Origin of the sequence: Bradyrhizobium canariense, assembly GCF_900105125.1 — a bacterium.
Classification (GTDB): domain Bacteria; phylum Pseudomonadota; class Alphaproteobacteria; order Rhizobiales; family Xanthobacteraceae; genus Bradyrhizobium; species Bradyrhizobium canariense_A.
This window is the reverse complement of the sequence record NZ_LT629750.1, coordinates 2,818,336-2,839,237: the sequence shown is the minus strand read 5'-3', so window position 1 is coordinate 2,839,237 and position 20,902 is coordinate 2,818,336. Positions and strand designations below refer to the sequence as shown.

The window sequence follows — 20,902 nt, the reverse complement described above, 5'->3', positions numbered from 1 at the left end:
TAGTGCGTTTATCGCAAGGCCCGGGGAAACCGCGCGAGGTCAAATGCCAGCCGAAGTCGTAACTCAAGCCATGACGGCCAGAACCGTCGAACTGGTCGCAGAATCGCCTTTCTACATTCCGATGACAGGGCCCGCGGCGAGGCCGCGGCGCTCGCTCAAGCACGACGACACCTTCATTGTGCTGGATAGCCACGGCGACATCGGCGCATCCGCCGGTGGACCCGACGGGCTGTTCAATGCGGACACGCGTTATCTTGCCCGGCTGGAACTTGTCCTCAATGACGTCCAGCCATTGTTGCTCGGGTCGAATTTGCGCGACGACAATTCTGCGCTGACGATCGATCTCACCAATCCCGATGTGTACCGCGACGGCCGGATCGTGCTGCAGAAGGATATGCTGCACATTGTGCGCACGGTCTTCCTATGGCGCGGAACGGCCTATCAGCGCATCGGCATTCAGAATCACGGCGAGAACCAGGCAAGCTTTGACGTGACGCTGCTGTTCGACAACGACTTCGCCGATCTGTTCGAAGTGCGCGGCGAAAGGCGGCCCCGGCGAGGGGTCGGCACCAGCAAGCTGCTCGGCCCCACCGACGTCATGCTCGAATATAAAGGGCTCGACGGCAAGATCCGCGCCACGGCGCTGCATTTCGATCCGCGGCCGACGCGCCTTGCGGTGAATGCCGCAACCTATCATTTCGACCTGGCACCGCAGCAGTCAAGCTCATTGTTTGTAGCTGCATCCTGCAACAAACCGGCGCCGTTCAAGCCGGTTCCGTTCTTCCGGGGATTGCTGGCGCATCGCCGTGAAATGCGTCAGTCGACCAGGGGCGCCGCCAGCATCGAGACGTCAAACAACATTTTCAACGAGGTGGTGTGCCAATCGATGGCCGACCTCAATATGCTGATGACGGATACCGCGCAGGGGCGATATCCCTATGCCGGCATCCCCTGGTATTCGACGACATTTGGCCGCGACGGCATCATCACCGCGTTGCAGATGTTGTGGATCGATCCGCGGGTCGCACGTGGTGTGCTGAAACGGTTGGCATTTTATCAGGCAAAAACGACTGATCCGCTTGCCGACGCCGAACCTGGAAAGATCCTGCACGAGATGCGTGGCGGCGAGATGGCTTCGCTGCACGAAGTGCCGTTCGCGCAATATTATGGCAGCGTCGATTCGACGCCGCTGTTCGTGTTGCTGGCAGGCCTTTACGTCGAGCGCACGGGCGACGAGGAGACGCTGGTTGAGCTGTGGCCGGCGATCGAAGCCGCGCTACGCTGGATCGACGGCGCCGGCGATCCCGACCGCGACGGATTTGTCGAATATCAGCGCGCTTCCGAAAAGGGGCTTGCCAATCAGGGCTGGAAAGACTCCTACGACGCGATCTTCCATGCCGACGGCCGGCTGGCTGAGGGGTACATCGCGCTCGCGGAAGTGCAGGGCTACGTTTTTGCCGGCAAGCAACTGGCGTCGCGTTGCGCACTGCGTCTTGGCAAGACCGATCAGGCCCAAAAGCTCGAAGCGGATGCGAAGCAGCTCGCTGAGCGATTTGAGGACGCATTCTGGTGCGAGGAACTCGGGACCTACGCGCTTGCGCTCGACGGCGCCAAGCAACCGTGCAAGGTGCGGGCGTCAAACGCAGGGCAGCTTTTGTTTACCGGCATCGTTCGTGAAGACCGCGCCCGCAAGGTCGCCGCCGATTTGATGCTGCCGCACTTCTTCACGGGCTGGGGCATTCGCACCGTGGCGCGCGGCGAAGCGCGCTACAACCCGATGTCCTATCATGATGGCTCGATCTGGCCGCACGACAACGCGCTGATTGCGCTTGGGCTCGGGCGTTACGGGCTGAAGCATGCGGTAGAGCATGTGTTCAAGGGCCTGTTCGACGCTGCCGCCTATATGGATTTGCGGCGGTTGCCGGAGCTTTTCTGCGGTTTCAGACGCGAAAAGCAGCGCGGTCCGACGCTATATCCGGTCGCCTGCGCGCCGCAGGCCTGGGCAAGCGCGACGCCGTTTACGCTGCTCGAAGCAGCACTCGGTCTCGAATTCGATGTGCAGCGTGGTGAAATTCGCTTGCGCAATCCGCGCTTGCCGGCCTTCCTCAATGAGGTGGTGCTGCGCGATTTGCAGCTTGGCCCTTCAAGCGTCGATCTCCGTGTTCGCCGTCATGGTGATGACGTATCGATGGAGGTGTTGCGCACGCGCGGCCAGATTCAGGTTTCGATCGTGCTGGCTCATTAAAGCCGCACTCGATGGAGGAGGCCATATGCGCGTAAACCGCCTGGTCGCGTCGCTTGCCATCATTCTTTTATCGCTCGCGGCGGCTCCGGCCTGGACAGCCGACAACCCGGGTTCGCCGCCGGCAGCTAATAATCCGCCGGTATCGGCCCCGCCGCAAAATGCAACGCCGCCAGCCCCACCGAAAGAGCCTCCGCCTGCGCCGCCGCCATCGGTCACCATCCTTGGCGCGAAGGAGGCACATGGCGTGCTGGGCCGCGACGTTCGTAGCGCGGCGAATGAGGATATGGGGCACATCGTCGATGTGATCGTCGATCGCACCGGTACCGTGCGCGCGGCTGTGATCGATTTCGGTGGCTTTCTCGGTGTCGGCAGCCGAAAGATCGTCGTGGACTGGAACGCGCTGCGTTTCGGACGCGTTTCCGACAAGAGCGACGCCGTCACGCTTGAACTGACAAAGGACCAGGTCAAGGCCGCGCCTGAATACAAAGAGGATACGCCGATCGTGGTGCTTGGCGCCTCTGGCAATCTGGAACCGCTACAATTTGACGACCAATAGAGAAGCGGAGAGAGATCCTGTTCGCTCGCTCATCCATATACCCGATTGAGAGGAACGGTGGCGGTGATCGCGAGCGAGCGATTGGTGGCGATCGCAACGCGCCGTTGCGTGCTGAGCCGGGAGCTCCGCCGCCGAAACGGTCTCCTTCGCGCGAGAGCTTGCGCGGCCTCGACTGGTTTATCTTCTTTCTGGCCGATGTGCAGACCGGGTTCGGTCCGTTTGTCGCGGTTTATCTGACGACGGAAAAATGGACCCAGGCCCAGATCGGTCTGGTGTTGTCGATCGGTGGAATCGTCGGCCTGATCGGGCAGATGCCCGGCGGAGCCATCGTCGATGCTGCGCGCTCCGAACGGCTGGTGGCGGCGCTCGCGGTCGCGACCATCGGCACCAGCGCGCTCGGATATGCGGTATGGCCGATTTTCCCTGTCGTCGTGATGGCTGCGACACTGCACGCCGCCGCGAGCTGTGTGCTTGGTCCGGCCATTGCCGCGATCAGCCTCGGCCTGGTCGGGCCACATGCGATCGGCGAGCGGTTCGGACGCAATGCCCGTTTCGCGTCGCTCGGCAACGGAACAGCCGCCGCCGTCATGGGCACCTCCGGCTATTTGTTGTCCAGCCGCTCGGTATTTATCGTCACCTTTATCCTCGCCATTCCCGCATTGCTCTCGCTCGCCCGTATCCGTGAGCGCGAAGTTGATGCCACCCACGCGCATGGCGCTGTCGAGCCCGAGGTGGATGCCGTCAAGGTCACCAGTATCCTCAGCCTTATACGTCAGCGCGCGCTGTTGATCTTCGCCGGCAGCATCTTCCTGCTGCAACTCGCCAACGCGGCGATGCTTCCCTTGATGGCGGGCGTTGTCACCACCCGGTCGAGCCGGTGGGCGCCGGTGTTGATCGCCGCCTGTATCGTCGTGCCGCAGGCCATCGTGGCGTGGACGTCACCCTCGGTCGGGCGCAAGGCGCAGCAATGGGGACGGCGGCCATTGCTGCTACTTGGTTTTGCGGCGCTGGCGATCCGCGGTCTGCTGTTCGCGACCGTCAGCGATCCGTATTTCCTGGTGGCCGTGCAGATCTTCGACGGCATCACGGCTGCGGTCTTCAGCGTGATGGTGCCGCTGATTGTCGCGGACGTCGCGTGCGGCAGCGGCCATTTCAACCTTGCGCAAGGTATTGTCGGCACCGCGACCGGGATTGGTGCGTCACTGAGCACCGTGCTTGCCGGTTATGCCAGCGACAAATTTGGCAGCAGCGTCGCCTTCACCGGGCTTGCCGGCGTCGCGGCGCTGGGTCTTGCCCTGGTCTGGTTGGTGATGCCGGAAACGCGACGGAACGTGCCGTGAGGGCGGTCGCCACTTTTTTCGGATCATGCGCCTTAAGCCGACAACGCCTTCCGATACAGCGCGCCGTAACACGCTGCGGAGATATCCCAGCTGAATGACCGGGACATCGCGTTGCGGCGCATCGAGTTGAGGCGATCCTTGGTCGCGAAGGTCGTGAACGCGCGCCGGACGCCGCCAAGAAACGATTCCGTGGAAGGCTGGGTGAACAGAAATCCGGTTTCGCCGTCCAGGATGGTTTCCGCCAGCCCGCCGGTCTGATGACCGATCGGCAGAGATCCGAACTTCTGCGCGTACATCTGGCTCAATCCGCAAGGTTCGAACCGCGACGGCATCAGGGTGAAATCACTGCCGGCAAAAATCCGCCGGGCCTGGCCGTCGTTAAATCCGAGCGCGACGCCGATGGCGTCCGGCCGGCGGCGATGTGCTTCGACCAGAGCCTGTTCGATATGAGGCTCGCCGCTGCCGGTCACGACAATCTGTCCTCCGGCTTCGATGATCTCGTCCGCAGCCGATAGCACGAGATCGACGCCCTTCTGGTGAACGAGACGGGCAACGAGGCCGAAAATCGGACCGCGCGACACTGCCAACCCGAATTGCTGGCGTACGTAGTTGGCGTTCGCCCGCTTGCCTTCCCAATCCCCGGCACCAAATGGCTGCGCCAATTGCGCGCACACCTGCGGGTCCCAGCTTTCGTCGATGCCGTTCAATATGCCTGTCAATTGTGCTGCGTCGGAGCGAATGCGCAGCAGCCCCTCGAGCCCGCAGCCGAGCTCCGGCGTGGTGATCTCCCTGGCATAGGTCTCGCTGACCGTGGTCAGATGCGAAGCGTAGACAATGCCGCCCTTGAGAAAGGATAATTTATCGTAAAACTCGAGCCCATCGATATGGAAGGAGTTCTCCGGCGCACCGATCCGGCGCAGCGACTCTTTCGGGAACAGGCCCTGATAGGCCAAATTGTGGATGGTCAGGATGCTCGGGATCCTGACCGCATTCCAGGCGAGGTAGGCCGGCACAAGCGCGGCCTGCCAGTCGTTGGCGTGAACGAGGTCCGCTGCCCAGTTTCTGTCCACCATGCCCGCTGCCAACCGGGCTGCCGCCGAGGCAAATCGTCCGAAGCGAAGATCGTTATCGGGCCAGTCCCGCCCCGAGGCGTCGCCATAGGGGTTACCGGGTCGATCGTAGAGTTGCGGACACAACAGAACGTAGACGGGAAGACCGTCCCTGGTTGATGCCAGCCCAATCGTGCAGGCCGGCATTTCCGCCAGAGCCGGGCAATGGCCGATGATTTCAATATGGGTGAGTTGCTCGATGACGTCCTGATAGCCGGGAAGAAAAATCCTGACGTCGTTCCGAAGGCGCAGTGCGCGGGGGAGGGCGGCTGACACGGCCGCAAGACCGCCGACGCGGACGAAGTCGTCCATTTCCGTGGTGACGAACAGTACTTTCAAGAAGTGCCCTCGGACCAGCCTAAATTCCAGCTATGCAAGAATGGGTCCAGTTTTGCTTTGGAGTAAAATGCTCCGACACGGCAGGTCGATCTCAAGGGAAATGCTTCCCTGCCGTGTCGGCGCAATTTAGGGTCACGCCGCGCGGAAGAACGCGGCCCAAGAACGCGAAACTAAGGAGCTTTGGAAATGACCATAGCGGGAAACGATGAGGGTAATTTGACAAAGAGCTTCCAGGGCCTTCGCGTGCTTGATTTTTCGACCACGATCGCCGGCCCGCATTGCACGCGGATGCTGGCGGACATGGGAGCGGAGGTCATCAAGATCGAGTCGGCCGAAGGGGAGACGATGAGGACCCGCCCGCCGGTCCGGAATAAGTCCAGCTCGGCCTTCGGCCAACTCAATGCCGGCAAGAAAAGTCTCGTGCTTGATCTGAAATCGCCGAACGCGATTGAAGTCGTCCGCAAGCTGGTTTTGAGCGCGGATATTCTGGTCGAGAATTTTCGCCCCGGCGTGATGCGACGACTGAAGCTGAACTACGATTCGCTGCGGCAACTCAATCCAAAACTGATCTATTGTTCGATCTCCGGATACGGCCAGACCGGACCGTCAGCCGAACTGCCGGCCTACGCGCCGGTCATCCATGCGGCCTCCGGTTACGACATGGCTCATTTGTCGTACCAGCCGGGGCGAAGCCGGCCGGACTATTGCGGCATTTATCACGCCGACGTCGTTACCGGTGTCTATGCGTTCGGAGCCATCGCGGCGGCGCTGTATCAGCGTCGTGATAGCCAAAAAGGTCAGCACATCGACGTTTCCATGATGGAATCGATGCTCAGCCTGACCCTGAATGAAGTGCAGTGGTCGCAATTCGCGGTGGCGTCGCCGAGCCGCCCGATGTTCGGCCCGGTCGAGACCGCGGATGGTTATGTGATGATCGCCATCGCCAGCGAAAAGACGTTCCAGAACCTCGTCACGGCTGCCGGCCATACCGAATGGATCAGCGATCCGCGCTTTGCGAAATACACTGATCGGCGCACCAACTGGGAAGGCCTGATGGACGGTATCGAGACGTGGTCGCGCACCCTCTCGACCGAACAATGCCTTGCCGAACTCAACAAGAACGGAGTTCCCAGTTCGGCCTATCGCACCGTGGCGCAAGCCCTGTCCGATCCCCAGATCGCGCACCGCGGCGCGCTGGCCGAAGTGGAGGATGATGGCGGCACGTTCAAGGTCATGAATTTGCCGTTCCGGATGTCCGGAGCCAAGGTTTCGGCGGGCCGGCGCGCGGCGACGCTGGGCGAGCATACGGTTGTCTATCTCAAGGAGAGCGGTCTGTCGGAAGACGAAATCGCGGCCTTCACCGGAAAGCCTGCGATGGCCCTGCAGCGCTGAAGCGCATGTGGCCTTGCGCGTTTGTTTCGACTGCGCGGACGTGGCAGTGTCGGTCCAAGAGAATAATGAGCAAAAACCAACAAAAACATCGGGAGAGAAGCGATGAAGAGTTTCCAGGTTGTCGAGTTCAACGCTCCTTTGAAAGAGGTCGACCAGCCCACGCCGCAACCGTCGGGAACGCAAGTGCTGATCAAGGTGAAGGCGGCCGGCGTCTGCCACAGCGATCTGCACATCTGGGAAGGCGGTTATGATCTCGGCCACGGACGGAAGCCGCTTTCGCTGAAGGATCGCGGCGTCTCGCTGCCGCGAACGATGGGGCATGAGACGGTCGGCGAAATCGTGGCGTTCGGACCGGACGTCAAGGCCGGCGACAAGGCCGATCTCAAGGCCGGCGACGTCGCGCTGGTCTATCCCTGGCTCGGCTGCGGCAAGTGCGAGACCTGTCTCGCCGGCGAAGAGAATATGTGTCTGAAGCCCAATGCGCTGGGCGTCTATTGCGACGGCGGCTATGCCGACTACATGACGGTGCCGCACCCGCGTTATCTCCTGAATTTGAAGGGCCTCGATCCCGTCACCGCCGCGCCCTATGCGTGTTCCGGTGTTACGACCTACAGCGCGCTGAAGAAGGTCGAAGCCGATTTCAACACGCCGATCGTCATTTTTGGCGCCGGCGGCCTCGGCCTGATGGCGCTGTCGCTTCTGAAGGCAATGGGCGGCAAGGGCGCTATCGTCGTCGATATCGACGCACGCAAGCGTGAGGCTGCGGAAAAAGCCGGTGCGTTGGCGACGGTCGACGGCAAGGCGCCCGATGCGCTGGAACAGCTCGCCAAGAAAGCCGGCGGGCCGATCCGCGCGGTGATCGATCTCGTCGGAAATGCCGCCACTACCCAGCTTGGCTTCGACTGCCTGACCAAAGGCGGCAAGCTCGTGATCGTCGGGCTGTTCGGCGGCGGCGCGCCATGGGCGCTGCCGCTGATTCCGATCAAGGCCATCACCATCCAGGGCAGCTATGTCGGCAATCTCAGGGAAACCCAGGAGCTGCTCGATCTCGTGCGCACCAAGAAGATCGCGCCAATTCCGGTGACGCCGATGCCGCTTGCCAAAGCCAATGAGGCACTGGTTGATCTGCAGAAGGGCAGGCTGGTCGGTCGCGCGGTGTTGACGCCGTAGATAACTGTCATTCCGGATGGTCCGAAGGACCAGACCTCAGATGTGCAATTGCACATCGGGAAATCTCGAGATTCCGGGTTCGATGCTTCGCATCGCCCCGGAATGACATCAAACTCTCCGTCTCTTAAGGAAATTCCATGTCAGCTAACGACACATTCCATATCGCCGTGCTTGCCGGCGACGGCATCGGGCCTGAAGTGATGGCGCCGGCGCTCGAGGTCCTGCGCAAGATCGAGTCGAAATCGGGTCTGAAGTTTCGCTTCACCGACGCGCCGGCCGGCGCCAACCATTATCGCGAGACCGGCAAGTCGATGCCTGACAGCACCGTGCGGCTGTGCGAGGAGGCGGATGCGATCCTGCTCGGCGCCTGCGGCCTGCCGTCGGTGCGTTACCCCGATAATACCGAGATCATGCCGCAGGTGGAGCTGCGCTTTCACTTCGACCTCTATGCCGGCGTGCGTCCGGCGCGGCTGATCCCCGGCGTACCCAGTCCGATCGTCGGCGCCGACCAGCGCGGCATCGATCTGGTGGTGATCCGGGAATCCACCGAAGGGCTGTTTGCCTCGATGGGCAAGGGCGTCGTCACCGATACCGAAGCGCGCGAAACATTGGTGATCACGCGCAAGACGTCGGAGCGGCTGTTTGAATTCTCGTTTCGGCTGGCGGAGCGCCGCAAGGCGCGCGGGCGTGCCAATGGAGGATTAACCTGTGTCGATAAAGCCAATGTGTTCAAGGCGTTCGCGTTCTTTCGCGAGATGTTTGATGAGGCCGCTCAACGCCATCCCGACGTCAAGACCGACCGGCTTTATGTCGACGCCTGCTCGGCGATGCTGGTCAAACGGCCCTGGGATTTCGACGTGATGGTGATGGAGAACATGTTCGGCGACATTCTCTCCGACATGACGGCGGGCCTGATCGGCGGCATGGGCATGGCGCCGTCCGCCGACATCGGCGACCGTTACGCCGTGTTCCAGCCATGTCACGGCACCGCGCCCGACATTATGGGGCAGGGCAAGGCCAATCCCACCGGGATGATCCTTTCCGCGGCGATGATGCTGGACTGGCTCGCCGACAAGCATGGCCTTGAAGGCGCGACTGAGGCCGGCGAGCGCATCGAGAAGGCCGTCGACAAGGCCTATGCTGATGGCATCAAGCCGATGGAGTTCGGCGGCCGCAATGGGACCGCCGATATTGCGAAGGCAGTGCTCGCGGCGCTGTAGAGCGGTACGGCCCGGAGAGCGCTTTGCTCTCAACGTCTTCGCGCACGCGGGGACGACGCAATGTGGCGTGCATTCGCGCTCAGTGAGTCGCTACGGATTCAATTTTCAGACAGCCAGGAAAAACCCCAAACGCGCATCCGCGATCTCGCGGCGCGATGCGCCCGAGCTTTTACAAATACTTTCGCCCTGAGAGGGCGTGGGGAATGCCGGGTGCCCGCCGCACCCGCAGCCTCGCGTGCAAAGGGTGGAAAGCACACGAGTTAGTCACCACGAGTCCACCGGGTTCACCCGGCATTCCCGCACGCAATGGTTTTAACGGCTTACTTCGTGCTCTCCCCGGCGACGAATTCCTCTTGTCACCGTCATCGGCGGATTTAAGGTTTTGCCGGACCCGGTCGGGCCGACGTCACCTCCGCCAACTTGACACCAGCAACGGGTGCCAGGACCACACGACTTCGCCGTCCGCGTTGGCGCCGTTCGTCCGCGCGCCCGGCGATCGCTCACGGGCTCCTGCGAACCCGCCCTGCGACGCCATCGCGCGCCCGCCGCCGCCGCGTCCACCGCATCCCATGCCCAACGTCCGTGACGATCGCGATACGCCCCTCTCCGGGGGCCGGGACGGCGCGGGATATGGAGGTGTTTCCACCGGGCGGGAAACAGGAAAATTTTTGAGAAGGGGACTGGACTGCCCAAATCAGCGGACCGGGCGAGGAACTGGGATGACCGCAGCGCTATGCGGAACTCCAACGGAATCCGGAATCGCTGCGCTCGTCTGGAAGCCTCGGTTTTCCGGAAGCTGCCCCAACCCAGATATTGCCGAACGCCGTCACGTATGCGACGATCTGTAGCGTTACAAGAGGCCCAACATGGATGAAAGCCTGCCCGAACTGGGTGACCTCGAACGAGAGGTAATGCAGCTGGTTTGGGCCAACGGCCCGGTCACGGCGGAGGCCGTGCGTGAGCGGCTTTCTCGTCCTCTCAAGGAATCGACCGTTCGGACCGTGCTGCGAAGGCTGGAAGATAAGGGTTACACGACGCACACGGTCGATGGGCGAACCTATGTCTACCATGCGGCTGAGCCGCGCGGACGGGTTGCGGCGAAAGCCGTCCAGCGCATCGTTGACTGGTTCTGCAACGGTTCCGTCGAAGAGGTTTTGGTCGGCATGGTGGACACAGCCATGCTCGATCAACGGCAGCTGCGCATGCTTGCTGACCAAGTTGCGAAGGCGAAGGCGAAGGGAGGGAAAAAATGATGCTGGCGATTCTGGCGGAATCGGCGCTGCGCTCCTTGCTGCTCGGCAGCGTCGTATGGGTTGGCTTGATTCTTTTCCGTATCCAAAATCCGCATGTGCAGATGACGTCCTGGATATCAGTGCTGGTGGCGTCATTGTCGATGCCGCTGCTGATGCATTGGACCACGGTAACCATCACCTTGGATCCGTTGCCGGTACCGGCATCGGAAAACCTTTGGCCCGCCGGGAGTTCTCTGGCGGAGCCGCTTGGCTCGTCGTCGCTCCCGTCGGAATTCGACATCCCCGGTGCAGTTCACGGCAAGACGCACGAAGCCGTCAATGGGTGGGCCGTCGCGACGGCGGTCTACGCATTTGTTGCCGGAGCGCTGTTGCTGAGATTGGCCGTCGGCATCTACCTGACGTGGCGGCTGGTCCGTGCCGCGAAACCGATCCGTGAATCCTGGTGTGCCGGCGCAGACGTGCGCGTGAGCGTTGCCATCGGCGGCCCCGTCACCTTCGGCTCAACCATTCTGCTTCCTCCTCAATGTTTCGATTGGGATTCCCCGAAGCGGCAAGCCGTGCTTGTGCACGAGGGCGCCCACGTCGCCCATGGCGATTTCTACGTGCTGGTTTTGGCCTCGCTCAATCGTGCGGTGTTCTGGTTCAGCCCGTTTGCCTGGTGGCATCTGATCCGGCTGGCTGAGCTTGCCGAAATCATCAGCGACGCCCGTGCGATCGAAGTTCTTGAAGACAGGGTTTGCTACGCCGAGATTCTCCTCGATCTCATGCAGCATGGTCGGCAGGTGCCGGCGGGCCTGGAGATGGCAAGGGGGTGTACGGTCCACACCCGCGTTGCGCGTATTCTTGGCGCACCCGCCGTGCCTGCAAGGGCAGGGTGGCGGAAACGGATCTGGACCGCAGCGGCCATTGCGCCGGTTGTCATCGTATCTGCCGGCAGCATCGCCTACAGCACTTCGCCGGGATCGACGCCGGTCATTGGCGGCGCAGCGGACGCGACGACCGCCGTGCGCAAGCCGCAACTGGTCGATTTTTATTCGGTTGGTCCAGCATCGATCTTCGCCGTTTTTCGGGAAGGCAATGATCTCTTCGGACAACTCACCGGGCAGCGAAAGCTCCGATTCTCCGTGGAGCCGAACGGCGCTTATTCCTACCCGGCTGCCGCCGGCCAGATTACGTTCGCCATCGATGGCGAACGACGACCAGAGTTGATGTTGCGCCAGAACGACCACGACTTGCGAGCGGTTCGGATCGCCCAAATGTCCGGCCCGGGCACCGAGGCCGATGCAAGTCGGCTCGATTCGTATGTCGGCTGGTACGAGTTGACGGCAAACCGCGTGCTCACCGTAACCCGCGAGGGCGATCGGATGCTTGTGCAGGAGACGGGGCGATCGAAATTCGAAGTCACCGCTCATGGCGCCGATGCCTTTTCCAGCGACCAGGATGACCTCGTCATTTTCCTGCGCGACGACCAGGCAAAGGTGACCCGAATCCTGTTTCAGCAGCCGACGTCAGGCGCCCGGCTCGCGCCGCGGGTCGACGTTGCCAGGGCAACGATGGTCGAAGAACAATTTGCACGGCGAATTGCCGAAGCTCCGGATCGATTCAGAGAACAGATGCCGGTGCCAGGCAGCAAGGATGCGCTCCTGAGAGGGATCGCGGACATGCAACGCGGCACCCCGAACTATGACCGCATGAGTGCACCTTTGGCTGCCAGGGTCCGCCGTCAGGCCTCGGAGCTGCAGGCGATGCTGACAGCCCTCGGCGCGGTCGAGTCGATCTTCTTTCGCGGCGTCGGTCCTGGCGGTTACGACATTTATGGCGTGAAGTTCGCCAATGGGTTTGCCGAGTTTCGGCTTCTGCTGGGAACGGACGGCAAAGCGGACGATGTCCTGTTCCGGCCTGATGGCAACGATGCGCTCGGCGGGGTCGCCGCCTGTTCCGACGAGCAGGGTTTGAGATCTCACGGCGAGACCGCGCCGATCAAACTGCTGTTCTACAACAGCAGCGGGAGCGACATCCGCCTGTACAAGTTGGACTCCGAGGGAAAACGCACGGCCCAGGGCATGATCGGTGATAATATGTCATCCTCGGTCTTGACCTATGTCGACAGTCCATGGGTCGTCGCCGACACGTCAGGACAATGTCTGGAGATCGTCCTGCCGGGACAGCGCACCCGCTATCATAACGTCGAAGCGTCCGCTGCGGGCAGTCAGCCGGAGCACGCGGCGTCGCGGCGCACCGCTCCATTGGCCCGCAGCGAGGAGATGCTGCGCCAATATATCGAGGCCTTGGGCCGCGGCGAACCGAACTACGATCGCATGACCCCTGAAGTCGCGGCGCAGACGCGTCAGCAGCTTGCCTTGGACCAGGCAATTCTCGCCAAGCTTGGCGCGCTGCGAGCCGTCTCGTTTCGGGGCGTCACCGCTCTCGACAGCGACGTCTACATGGCCCATTTCGCCAACGGCTCGGCGGAATGGAGAATAGGCCTGGTCAAGGACGGCATGATCGGAAGGATCGCGCTGGGTCCGCAGTCCTGAGGCAATTCACAGGCCGCAAATTGCTGCGGAAGTCAGGCTCGATCTGACCGGGGGTTTGAGAGCCGCGCTCGGGACTCACTCGGGACTTGCGCTGAACAGCCCTTAGTGCTACGAGTCGTAGCGTTACGTCTTGTAGTCATGTTGAGGCTATAAGCGCTAGGTCATTACCCGCGCGCTGTAGCTTCGTATCTTTCGGGCCGTTGCTATGAGCAGTTCCGCAAAAGCCGAGGCCGCGCTGGCCCTCCACCGGTTTGGCATGGGGCCGCGCCCGGGATCGATTGCGGCCATCGAGGCGGACCCGCGTGGGGCTTTGATCGCCGAACTCGAGCGGTCGCCTTCAGGCCAGGTCGCGGCATCCGCGTTACCTTCAAGTTCGCTGCCTTCAAGTGCGTTGCCTTCAAGTTCTCGGGCTTTCCGCACGGTTGCCGATGCCAACGCGAAGCGGCAAGCCCGAACGATCGTCGCAACGCGAGCCCAGGACGAAGCGAAACGACAACAGATGTCGGAGGCATCCTCAATGGTTGAGGGCGCCGGGCAAGACGGTAACGAGATGGCGGCAAAGATCGCCGCCGATGCCGTTCCCGACCCAGGTCGGCCGATCTATCTCGAAGAGGCGAAGCTTCGCACCGAAACTGCTCTCAACGCCGAAATCGGATTTACCGAGCGGCTCGTCTGGTTCTGGTCCAATCATTTCTGCGTCTCGGCTGACAAGATCCAAAGCATGTCCGGCGCCTATGAGCGCGAGGCGATTCGTCCGCACGTGCTTGGCCGGTTCGCCGATATGCTGCTGGCCGCCGAGGGCCATCCGGCCATGCTGTTCTACCTCGATAACACCGCTTCGATGGGGCCGAATTCGATCGCCGGCATCAATCGCAACCGTGGCCTCAACGAAAATTTTGCGCGCGAAACCCTGGAGCTGCACACGCTGGGGGTTCGGAGCGGCTATAGCCAGGATGATGTCATCAGCTTCGCCAACGTGCTCACCGGATGGACCCTGGTGCCACCGGGCGACAACCCCGAGCATGGTGGCGAGTTCACGTTCAATCCGCGCCTGCACGAACCCGGCGCGAAGACGGTGATGGGCAAGGTCTACGAGGACGAAGGGGTGGAGCAAGGCCGCGCCGTACTCCGAGATCTGGCGGCGCATCCTGCGACTGCGACGCATTTGGCCACCAAGCTGGCACGCCACTTCGTTTCCGATACGCCGCCTGCGCCACTGGTTGAGAAGATGGCAAAGGCTTTCCTTGATACCGGCGGCGATCTCAAGGAGACGGCCAAGGTGATGGTCGCGTCTGCCGAATCCTGGACGCAGACGCCCACCAAACTCAAACGTCCAAGCGAGTGGGTCGTCGGCATCGTGCGCGCAACCGGCATTACCCAAGTCGACCCCGTGCGATTCACGGCAGGGCAGGCGCTTCTCGGCGAGCCGTTGTGGCGACCCTCGTCACCCAAAGGCTTTCCCGACGACGAGGCGAGCTGGATCGACGGAATTGGGCGGCGGCTGGATGTTGCCAACAACTTCGCTGAACGCGTAGCGGACAAGGTCGATCCCCATGATGTCATCGAGGCCGTCTTCGGATCGACTGTGTCGGCCGAAGTGAAGGAGACCGTGGGGCGTGCCGAAAGCCGTCAGCAGGCACTGGCGCTGCTGTTCATGTCGGCTGAACTCCAGAGGAGGTGACCATGACCTTTTGCCGCCACCTGCCCAGCCGTCGCGAGATGCTGATCGGTTCCGGCGCTCTCTTTGCCTGGACTCAAATGCCCAAGCTGGCACGAGCGGAAGGCCGCGATCCACGCATGCTCGTCATCGTACTGAGAGGCGCTCTTGACGGACTGGGCGCGGTGGCACCGGTCGGCGACCCCGACTGGATTAGCCTGCGCGGCGATCGCGCCCTGGTGCTCGACGGCAAAACGCCCGCACTGCCGCTCGACAGCTTGTTCGCGCTCAATCCCGCGATGCCAAACCTGCACCGGCTTTACAAGGCACAGCAAGCCTCGATTGTTCATGCCACGGCGACACCGTATCGCGAGCGCTCGCATTTCGATGGCCAGGATGTTCTCGAGAGCGGGGTGGCTCGGCCCGGCGCGATCGATACCGGCTGGCTCAATCGCGCTCTGCTCGCGCTGGCATCGGACGGCCGGGTGGATCTGCGCGGCAGCCGCGCCATCGGCGTGGGTCCGGTGACGCCCCTGGTGGTGCGAGGCAAGGCCCCGGTGATGTCCTGGGTCCCGCAGCAATTGCTTCCTGCCAGCGACGACACCCAGGCCCGCTTGCTGGACCTCTATCAGCACACCGATCCAGGACTTGCGGTTGCGCTTGAGGCGCGCATCCGCCTTGCGGCACTCGGCCCCACCGGAGGCGAGGCTTCGAAGTCCGCCGGCACCCCGCTGCCACCGCCCGGCATTGCGCGCGTGCGCGCCTATTTTGCCGATGCTGCCGGCACCGCTGCCCGCTTTCTCGCCAAGCCGGACGGCCCGCGTGTCGGAGCGGTGGGCTTTGTCGGGTGGGATACGCACATCAACGAAGGCGCGGCGTCCGGTCAGCTCGCCAATCTGCTGGGAGCCCTCGACGGCGCGCTGGCCGCTATCGAGACCAACATGGGCGAGGCCTGGCGCGAGACGGTGGTCGCGATCGTCACCGAGTTCGGGCGCACCGCACGCATCAACGGGACTGCCGGAACAGACCACGGTACAGGCACCGTCGCGTTTCTCGCTGGAGGCGCAATCCAGGGCGGACGCATGATCGCTGACTGGCCGGGACTGAAGCCCGGCCAACTCTATGAGGGACGCGACCTCAAACCAACCACCGATCTGCGCTCCGTGCTCAAGGGTCTGCTGAGGGATCATTTGAGAGTGGAAGAGAGCGTGCTCGCAAGCACCGTGTTTCCTGACAGTGCCAACATCGTGCCGACCGCCGGTCTTGTCGGCTAATCAAGGAGGTCTACCATGAAGCGATTGGCCGTTATCGTGTTGCTCGCGATTTCGAGCATCGTTCTGTCGTCCGAATTCACGACAGCGTCAGCCACCAAGATGGATGGCAGGTGTTGCGCGTCGTCCGATGGAGGCCGCTCCTACAGATACAGGATGGCGATGCGCAGGGCTGCGATCCCTCACACCTGCAGCGCCTATGCAGCTTCGTGCATACGCGATTCCAGCGCGCAGGCCGACAGCCTCCGGATGTGCGTGGCAGCGAAATCGCAATGCATGCAGACCGGCGTTCATGTCGGCCCTTACAGCGGCCGGCAATACGCCGGAATGCAAAAGATGTAGCTCCCACGCCGTGCTCGTGTCGGCATTCCGGGCTTCTGATGTCAATTCTCACCGGCCGCGAACTTGAATTTCTCGCCAGCTTGAACACAAGCTGGAAGAGACTCTATTGCAACGAACTCGCGCGTCTTTTGAATGAGCATGACGGCCCATGTGATACCCGACGCGAGACCCGGCCCGAAGCCGATTCCGTCGCTCCCGCAATCCGGCTTCTCGAACGGTTTCGTTTGCAGCCGGGAGGCTGAACTTCCCCGCGCTATTTTCCCTTGAACTGCGGCTTGCGCTTTTCCATGAAGGCGCGGCGGCCCTCGCGGAAATCCTCTGAGTCCATGCAGTCGGTACCGATCTGCCTGATCGCGTTCATGTCGCGATCGTCAGGGTCTTTCAGCACCTGCGCAATGGTGATCTTGGCAGCCTTGATCGCCAGCGGAGCATTGCCGGAAATGGTGCGGGCGATCTCCATGGTCTCGCCCCAGAGTTCGCCGGTGGGAATCACGCGATCGACCAATCCGATCCGCAGCGCTTCCGCAGAATCGATCCGCATTCCCGTGTACATCAGCAGCCGCGCCCACGAAGGGCCGACCAGCGAAACCAGATGGCGCAAGCCATCAAAGCCATAGGCGATGCCGAGCTTGGCGGCGGGAATGCCGAACTGGCTGTCCGTAGCGGCAATGCGGATATCCGCCGACATCGCGACCTGCATGCCGCCGCCGAGGCAGAAGCCGCGGATGCAGGCGATGATCGGTTTCGGATAATCGGCGAGCAGGGCGCGCTGCGCGGCGCTGCGCTTGGAATACTCTTCCGAGGCCTCTGCGTTGTGGCGGGTTTTCTCGAACTGGCTGATATCCGCGCCCGAGACGAACGCCTTGTCGCCGGCGCCGACCAGGATCACCACGCGCACCTCGGCATCGTCGCGCAGTTCGATCAGGGCCTGTCCCAGCCCCTCCCACATGTCGAGCGACATGGCGTTGCGCTTTTCGGCATTGTTGAAGGTGATGACGCCGACGCCATCGGCGATCCGTTGCAGGATCTTGCCGTCGGCATAGGGTTTGTCGCTGGTTTGGGGGACATCGAGCATCGGAGCTGCTTTCGGTGATGAAGCTATGATCGGTGGTTCAGACCGTGGTGATAAAGGGATCGAATTTCGCCCGCGCGAAGGCCGGTCGCGCCTGTATTTTAGTCCACCATTCGGTGACGCGGGGATGTTTCTGTGCCGTCACCTCATCCGGAGCGATTTCCTCGTCGATCCGCTTCACAAACGGCACCGCGGCGATATCGGCGATCGAATAGGCCCTGCCGACCAGCCAGCCGGCGGGTTTCAGCGCTTCTTCCATCCGGTCCAGAAGCTGATGGGTCAACTTGGCGCGCGCGGCGGCGCGCTCTTCCTCGGTGTAGGGCTTGCGCGCCACCCGTAACCAGGACTCCTGGCGCTCCTTGCTCGGGATGTTCTTGAGTTTCTCGGCCAGTTCTTCGTCCGACCATTGCGCCGCGACCTTTTGCAGATGGTGCCGCCAGTTGAAGATGATGAGATTGTGAATCAGCCCGTCGATATGCCTGATCCAGTTGCGCATCAGCGCGCGATCGTAGGGGCTGTCCGGCCGCAGCGGCGGATCGGGAAAAGTTTCGTCGAGATATTCGCAGATGGTGCCGCTCTCGTGCAGCGGCCGGCCGTCATGGATCAGCGTCGGAATCACGCCCAGCGGATTGATCTTCAGATATTCCGGCGAATGGTGTTCCATCTGCGCCATGTCGACCACATGGCCCTCATAGTCGAGGCCTTTTTCCTCAAGGCACAGCCGCACGCGACGCGATGCGCTGGAGCGCCAGCCGTGGTGAAGGATTATCATTGGCGTCTTCCGTTACGCGGAATTTTGATTGTATTGGAAGACTATCCATTCACTGCGCAAGATGGGCCGTCAATGGATGATTGGCGGCCTGGCTGAAAAACGCCGCTTCCTCGGCGGTGGCTTCCAGAAGCTGTTCATCCTGGTCATAGATGTCGTTGCGGAACTGAACGGTCTGGTCCTTTGTCATCCACGCCGTGAGATAGACCCAGGCCACCGGGACCTTCTTGGGTAGCGCGATGTCTTCGCGCTGGCCGGTGGCGATGGCGGCGTCGATCGCGGCGCGATTCCATTTCGGCATTTCTTCCTGCAGCAGCCACGCGGCGAGGTCGCGCACATTATCGACCCGTGCGCAGCCGTGCGAGTCGAAGCGGTAGTCGTCGCTGAACAGGCTGCGCTGGTTGGTGTCGTGCATATAGACCGAGTAAGGGTTCGGCATGTCGATCTTCACGGCGCCCAGCGCATTCCAGGTGCCCGACTGCTGACGCACCGTGAAGTTCGGCGTGTGGGCGCCGGACCAATCGACCGAACCCGGATCGATCGGGCTGTCGTGGGCATCCAGCACTTCCATGTGCATGCGGGAGAGATAACCGGGATCCTTGCGCATATGGGCGGAGATTTCAGTCTTCGCGATCGACGAGGGGACGGTCCAGGTCGGGTTGAGATTGACGCTGGTGATTTCGGCTGTGAGCGTTGGCGAAGGCTTTTCGGTCTTGCCGACGATCACGCGATAGCGCCGGACCACCTTGTCGTTCTCGACCGCCTCGGCGAATGTCGCGGGCAGGTTCACGACCACGTAGCGCTCCCCAAACGCGAAATTCATGTTTTCAAGGCGTTCGAGCGAGGCCTCAAGCTGCCTGATGCGTTTCTGCACGGGCACGTTAAGGGCGGCCAGTGTACGCGGCGTCACGATGCCGGTCGGCGCAAGGCCGTGGCGCGCCTGGAAACGCATCACCGCCTCGGTGACATCGGCATCGTAAGGGCCGGAGGCCTTGTCGGCGGCAAGATCGCCGCTGATCAGAAGACGCTTGCGCAGCACATCGTCATGCGGTCCCGGCACGCCGGATACGAATTTGGCATCAGTGGGAATCATCGGCCACCCGCCGCGCACCGCCAGATCCGAATAGCTCAGCGCGGCCTCCTTGATCCGCCCCGCCGTTCCCTGATCGAAGGTCGGCTCGTGTGACAGCGCCAGCGCCGCCGAGGAACGTGATTCCGCTGTTGATGCGGCCACGGGCTTTGCCACGGTTGCGGCGGCGGGTTTGGTCGGAGACGAGGCGCCGGAAGTGACCGTGCCCGCGCTTTGGCCGAATGCCGATGCGGTTGCAAACACGCTGGCAACGGCAATGAGTGTCAATCTTCGCATATCTGTTGCCCCTGGGATGCGCCGTGGCGCTGACGTTGAAAAATGAACAGGCTGGGCTCAAATCGGGCCGAAGAATCAGGTGAAGACTGATCGGCAAATGTTTCTGAATATTGGCGGGTCGGAGTTGCGTTCTGATTAAACCTGTGCGGCTGCTGCACCGCCGCAAGCGCTGGATTGCCTTTGCTATGTCTCCGGGATAGCTAATCAGGTTCGCGAAGCTATTCGCTGAAATAAAATGAATGTGGGTTTGGGAGGACGAATGCTGTGGAATCGTCGACAGGCGATTGCCGGATGTGGCGGTGCGCTGACCTTGCTGACGGGGCTGCCGACCGTTGCCGAGAGTAGCTATCCCAGCCAGACCATCAAGATCATCGTGCCTTATCCCGCCGGCGGCACGACCGACTTCCTCGGCCGCCTGGTTGCCGATCAGCTCCAGACCGGGCTTCGCGCCGGCGTTATTGTCGAGAACAAGCCGGGGGCCGGCACGACGCTTGGTGCGGAGCTGGTCGCAAGAGCCCAGCCTGACGGTTACACGCTGCTGATCGCAACTTCGACCACGCTCGCGATCAACAAGACGCTGTACAAGAAGCTGCCTTACGATCCGGTGAAGGATTTTACGCCGATCGCGCTGGTCGCCGGCGTGCCGTTTGCGCTGATCGTCAACCCTTCCGTTCCGGCAAATACGCTGTCCGAGTTCATCGCCTATGCCAAATCGAAGCCGGGGCTGGCCTACGGCTCGGCCGGCAATGGCAGTCCGCAGCATCTCGGTGCCGAGATGCTGAAAACGGCCGCGGGAATCGATATCCGCCACGTTCCATATCGCGGCAGCGTACCGGCGATGCTGGACGTGATCGCGGGACACGTTCCCTTCATGGTGGCGGATCTTCAACCCGCGCTGCCGCAGATTCGCGAAGGCAAGGTCAGGGTTCTCGGCGTGACCACGGCGAAGCGGGTCACGGCTGCGCCCGACATTCCGACCCTGGCCGAGAGCGGCCTTCCCGGTTTTGAGCTTGTCGCATGGCAGGGCGTGGTCGGCCCCGCCGGCATGCCGCGGCCGATCGTCGACCAATTGGCGGCGCAGCTTGCAAAGTTGATTGCCGATCCCGCCGCGCGCGACAAGTTCAAGATCGCCGCGCTGGAGCCGCTACCCGGATCGACCCCGGACAGCTTTGCCGCCTATGTGAAGACCGAAGTGGATCGATGGGCTGGCATCGTCACGGCTTCCGGCGCCGAGCTGGAATGACGCTGGCCATTCGCTTGGCTG

Annotated in this window: 16 protein-coding genes; 12 read left to right on the top strand and 4 right to left on the bottom strand. The window is 62.1% G+C overall.

Features of this window, described 5'->3' with window-relative positions:
* Positions 1-43: 43 nt before the first annotated feature.
* The 3 genes from BLV09_RS13505 to BLV09_RS13495 all read left to right on the top strand — a co-directional run bounded on the left by BLV09_RS13505 (position 44) and on the right by BLV09_RS13495 (position 4,141).
* Entirely contained in the window at positions 44-2,245 is a 2,202-nt protein-coding gene (locus BLV09_RS13505; RefSeq protein WP_146687668.1) for an amylo-alpha-1,6-glucosidase, read from the top strand.
* Positions 2,246-2,270: 25 nt separating this feature from the next.
* The gene (locus BLV09_RS13500) at positions 2,271-2,801 is read left to right on the top strand and encodes a PRC-barrel domain-containing protein (protein ID WP_146687667.1); all 531 of its coding nucleotides are present in this window, start codon (positions 2,271-2,273) and stop codon (positions 2,799-2,801) included.
* An 80-nt stretch (positions 2,802-2,881) separates the two neighbouring features.
* Positions 2,882-4,141, top strand: coding sequence for an MFS transporter (locus BLV09_RS13495; RefSeq protein ID WP_167559072.1), 1,260 nt, complete (start codon positions 2,882-2,884; stop codon positions 4,139-4,141).
* Positions 4,142-4,173: 32 nt separating this feature from the next.
* Here the strand turns inward: BLV09_RS13495 and glgA are convergent, their stop codons facing one another.
* Complete coding sequence (glgA, locus tag BLV09_RS13490; RefSeq protein WP_146687665.1) at positions 4,174-5,589, bottom strand: glycogen synthase GlgA; 1,416 nt, start codon at positions 5,587-5,589, stop codon at positions 4,174-4,176.
* A 186-nt stretch (positions 5,590-5,775) separates the two neighbouring features.
* Between glgA and BLV09_RS13485 the strand changes: the two genes are divergently transcribed.
* The 8 genes from BLV09_RS13485 (at position 5,776) to BLV09_RS13445 (ending at position 16,431) form a co-directional block, all read left to right on the top strand.
* Positions 5,776-6,981, top strand: a complete 1,206-nt coding sequence (locus BLV09_RS13485) for a CaiB/BaiF CoA transferase family protein (RefSeq protein WP_146687664.1) — start codon at positions 5,776-5,778, stop codon at positions 6,979-6,981.
* Positions 6,982-7,083: 102 nt separating this feature from the next.
* Positions 7,084-8,151, top strand: a complete 1,068-nt coding sequence (locus tag BLV09_RS13480) for an alcohol dehydrogenase (protein ID WP_100380591.1) — start codon at positions 7,084-7,086, stop codon at positions 8,149-8,151.
* A gap of 137 nt (positions 8,152-8,288) precedes the next feature.
* The gene (locus tag BLV09_RS13470; RefSeq protein WP_146687663.1) at positions 8,289-9,371 is read left to right on the top strand and encodes an isocitrate/isopropylmalate dehydrogenase family protein; all 1,083 of its coding nucleotides are present in this window, start codon (positions 8,289-8,291) and stop codon (positions 9,369-9,371) included.
* Between the two features lie 866 nt (positions 9,372-10,237).
* The gene (locus BLV09_RS13465; protein WP_100380594.1) at positions 10,238-10,624 is read left to right on the top strand and encodes a BlaI/MecI/CopY family transcriptional regulator; all 387 of its coding nucleotides are present in this window, start codon (positions 10,238-10,240) and stop codon (positions 10,622-10,624) included.
* Positions 10,621-13,161: a M56 family metallopeptidase gene (locus BLV09_RS13460; protein ID WP_349536754.1), complete on the top strand. Its 2,541-nt coding sequence runs from the start codon at positions 10,621-10,623 to the stop codon at positions 13,159-13,161. Before BLV09_RS13465 ends, BLV09_RS13460 begins: the two co-directional genes overlap by 4 nt.
* Positions 13,162-13,366: 205 nt before the next feature.
* A complete protein-coding gene (locus BLV09_RS13455; RefSeq protein WP_146687662.1) occupies positions 13,367-14,842 on the top strand; it encodes a DUF1800 domain-containing protein in 1,476 nt (491 codons plus the stop codon).
* Between the two features lie 2 nt (positions 14,843-14,844).
* Entirely contained in the window at positions 14,845-16,092 is a 1,248-nt protein-coding gene (locus BLV09_RS13450; RefSeq protein WP_146687661.1) for a DUF1501 domain-containing protein, read from the top strand.
* A gap of 15 nt (positions 16,093-16,107) precedes the next feature.
* Positions 16,108-16,431, top strand: coding sequence for a hypothetical protein (locus BLV09_RS13445; RefSeq protein WP_146687660.1), 324 nt, complete (start codon positions 16,108-16,110; stop codon positions 16,429-16,431).
* Between the two features lie 253 nt (positions 16,432-16,684).
* On the opposite strand, the gene BLV09_RS13435 is transcribed toward BLV09_RS13445, so the two are convergent.
* Genes BLV09_RS13435 through BLV09_RS13425 form a run of 3 tightly spaced genes read right to left on the bottom strand, consistent with a single transcriptional unit; the run spans position 16,685 to position 19,638 of the window.
* Complete coding sequence (locus BLV09_RS13435) at positions 16,685-17,506, bottom strand: enoyl-CoA hydratase (protein ID WP_146687658.1); 822 nt, start codon at positions 17,504-17,506, stop codon at positions 16,685-16,687.
* Between the two features lie 37 nt (positions 17,507-17,543).
* Positions 17,544-18,275: a glutathione S-transferase family protein gene (locus tag BLV09_RS13430; RefSeq protein WP_197685044.1), complete on the bottom strand. Its 732-nt coding sequence runs from the start codon at positions 18,273-18,275 to the stop codon at positions 17,544-17,546.
* Positions 18,276-18,324: 49 nt separating this feature from the next.
* A complete protein-coding gene (locus BLV09_RS13425; protein WP_146687657.1) occupies positions 18,325-19,638 on the bottom strand; it encodes a L,D-transpeptidase family protein in 1,314 nt (437 codons plus the stop codon).
* 259 nt (positions 19,639-19,897) lie between these two features.
* Between BLV09_RS13425 and BLV09_RS13420 the strand changes: the two genes are divergently transcribed.
* Positions 19,898-20,881, top strand: coding sequence for a Bug family tripartite tricarboxylate transporter substrate binding protein (locus BLV09_RS13420; protein WP_167558716.1), 984 nt, complete (start codon positions 19,898-19,900; stop codon positions 20,879-20,881).
* Positions 20,882-20,902: the final 21 nt, after the last annotated feature.

Coding starts and splice junctions, on each gene's coding strand:
- BLV09_RS13420 (WP_167558716.1), top strand. CDS start 19,898: ATGCTGTGGAATCGTCGACAGGCGATTGCCGGATGTGGCGGTGCGCTG.
- BLV09_RS13435 (WP_146687658.1), bottom strand. CDS start 17,506: ATGCTCGATGTCCCCCAAACCAGCGACAAACCCTATGCCGACGGCAAG.
- BLV09_RS13450 (WP_146687661.1), top strand. CDS start 14,845: ATGACCTTTTGCCGCCACCTGCCCAGCCGTCGCGAGATGCTGATCGGT.
- BLV09_RS13485 (WP_146687664.1), top strand. CDS start 5,776: ATGACCATAGCGGGAAACGATGAGGGTAATTTGACAAAGAGCTTCCAG.
- BLV09_RS13465 (WP_100380594.1), top strand. CDS start 10,238: ATGGATGAAAGCCTGCCCGAACTGGGTGACCTCGAACGAGAGGTAATG.
- BLV09_RS13480 (WP_100380591.1), top strand. CDS start 7,084: ATGAAGAGTTTCCAGGTTGTCGAGTTCAACGCTCCTTTGAAAGAGGTC.
- BLV09_RS13430 (WP_197685044.1), bottom strand. CDS start 18,275: ATGATAATCCTTCACCACGGCTGGCGCTCCAGCGCATCGCGTCGCGTG.
- BLV09_RS13460 (WP_349536754.1), top strand. CDS start 10,621: ATGATGCTGGCGATTCTGGCGGAATCGGCGCTGCGCTCCTTGCTGCTC.
- BLV09_RS13445 (WP_146687660.1), top strand. CDS start 16,108: ATGAAGCGATTGGCCGTTATCGTGTTGCTCGCGATTTCGAGCATCGTT.
- BLV09_RS13425 (WP_146687657.1), bottom strand. CDS start 19,638: ATGCGAAGATTGACACTCATTGCCGTTGCCAGCGTGTTTGCAACCGCA.
- BLV09_RS13455 (WP_146687662.1), top strand. CDS start 13,367: ATGAGCAGTTCCGCAAAAGCCGAGGCCGCGCTGGCCCTCCACCGGTTT.
- BLV09_RS13500 (WP_146687667.1), top strand. CDS start 2,271: ATGCGCGTAAACCGCCTGGTCGCGTCGCTTGCCATCATTCTTTTATCG.
- BLV09_RS13470 (WP_146687663.1), top strand. CDS start 8,289: ATGTCAGCTAACGACACATTCCATATCGCCGTGCTTGCCGGCGACGGC.
- BLV09_RS13505 (WP_146687668.1), top strand. CDS start 44: ATGCCAGCCGAAGTCGTAACTCAAGCCATGACGGCCAGAACCGTCGAA.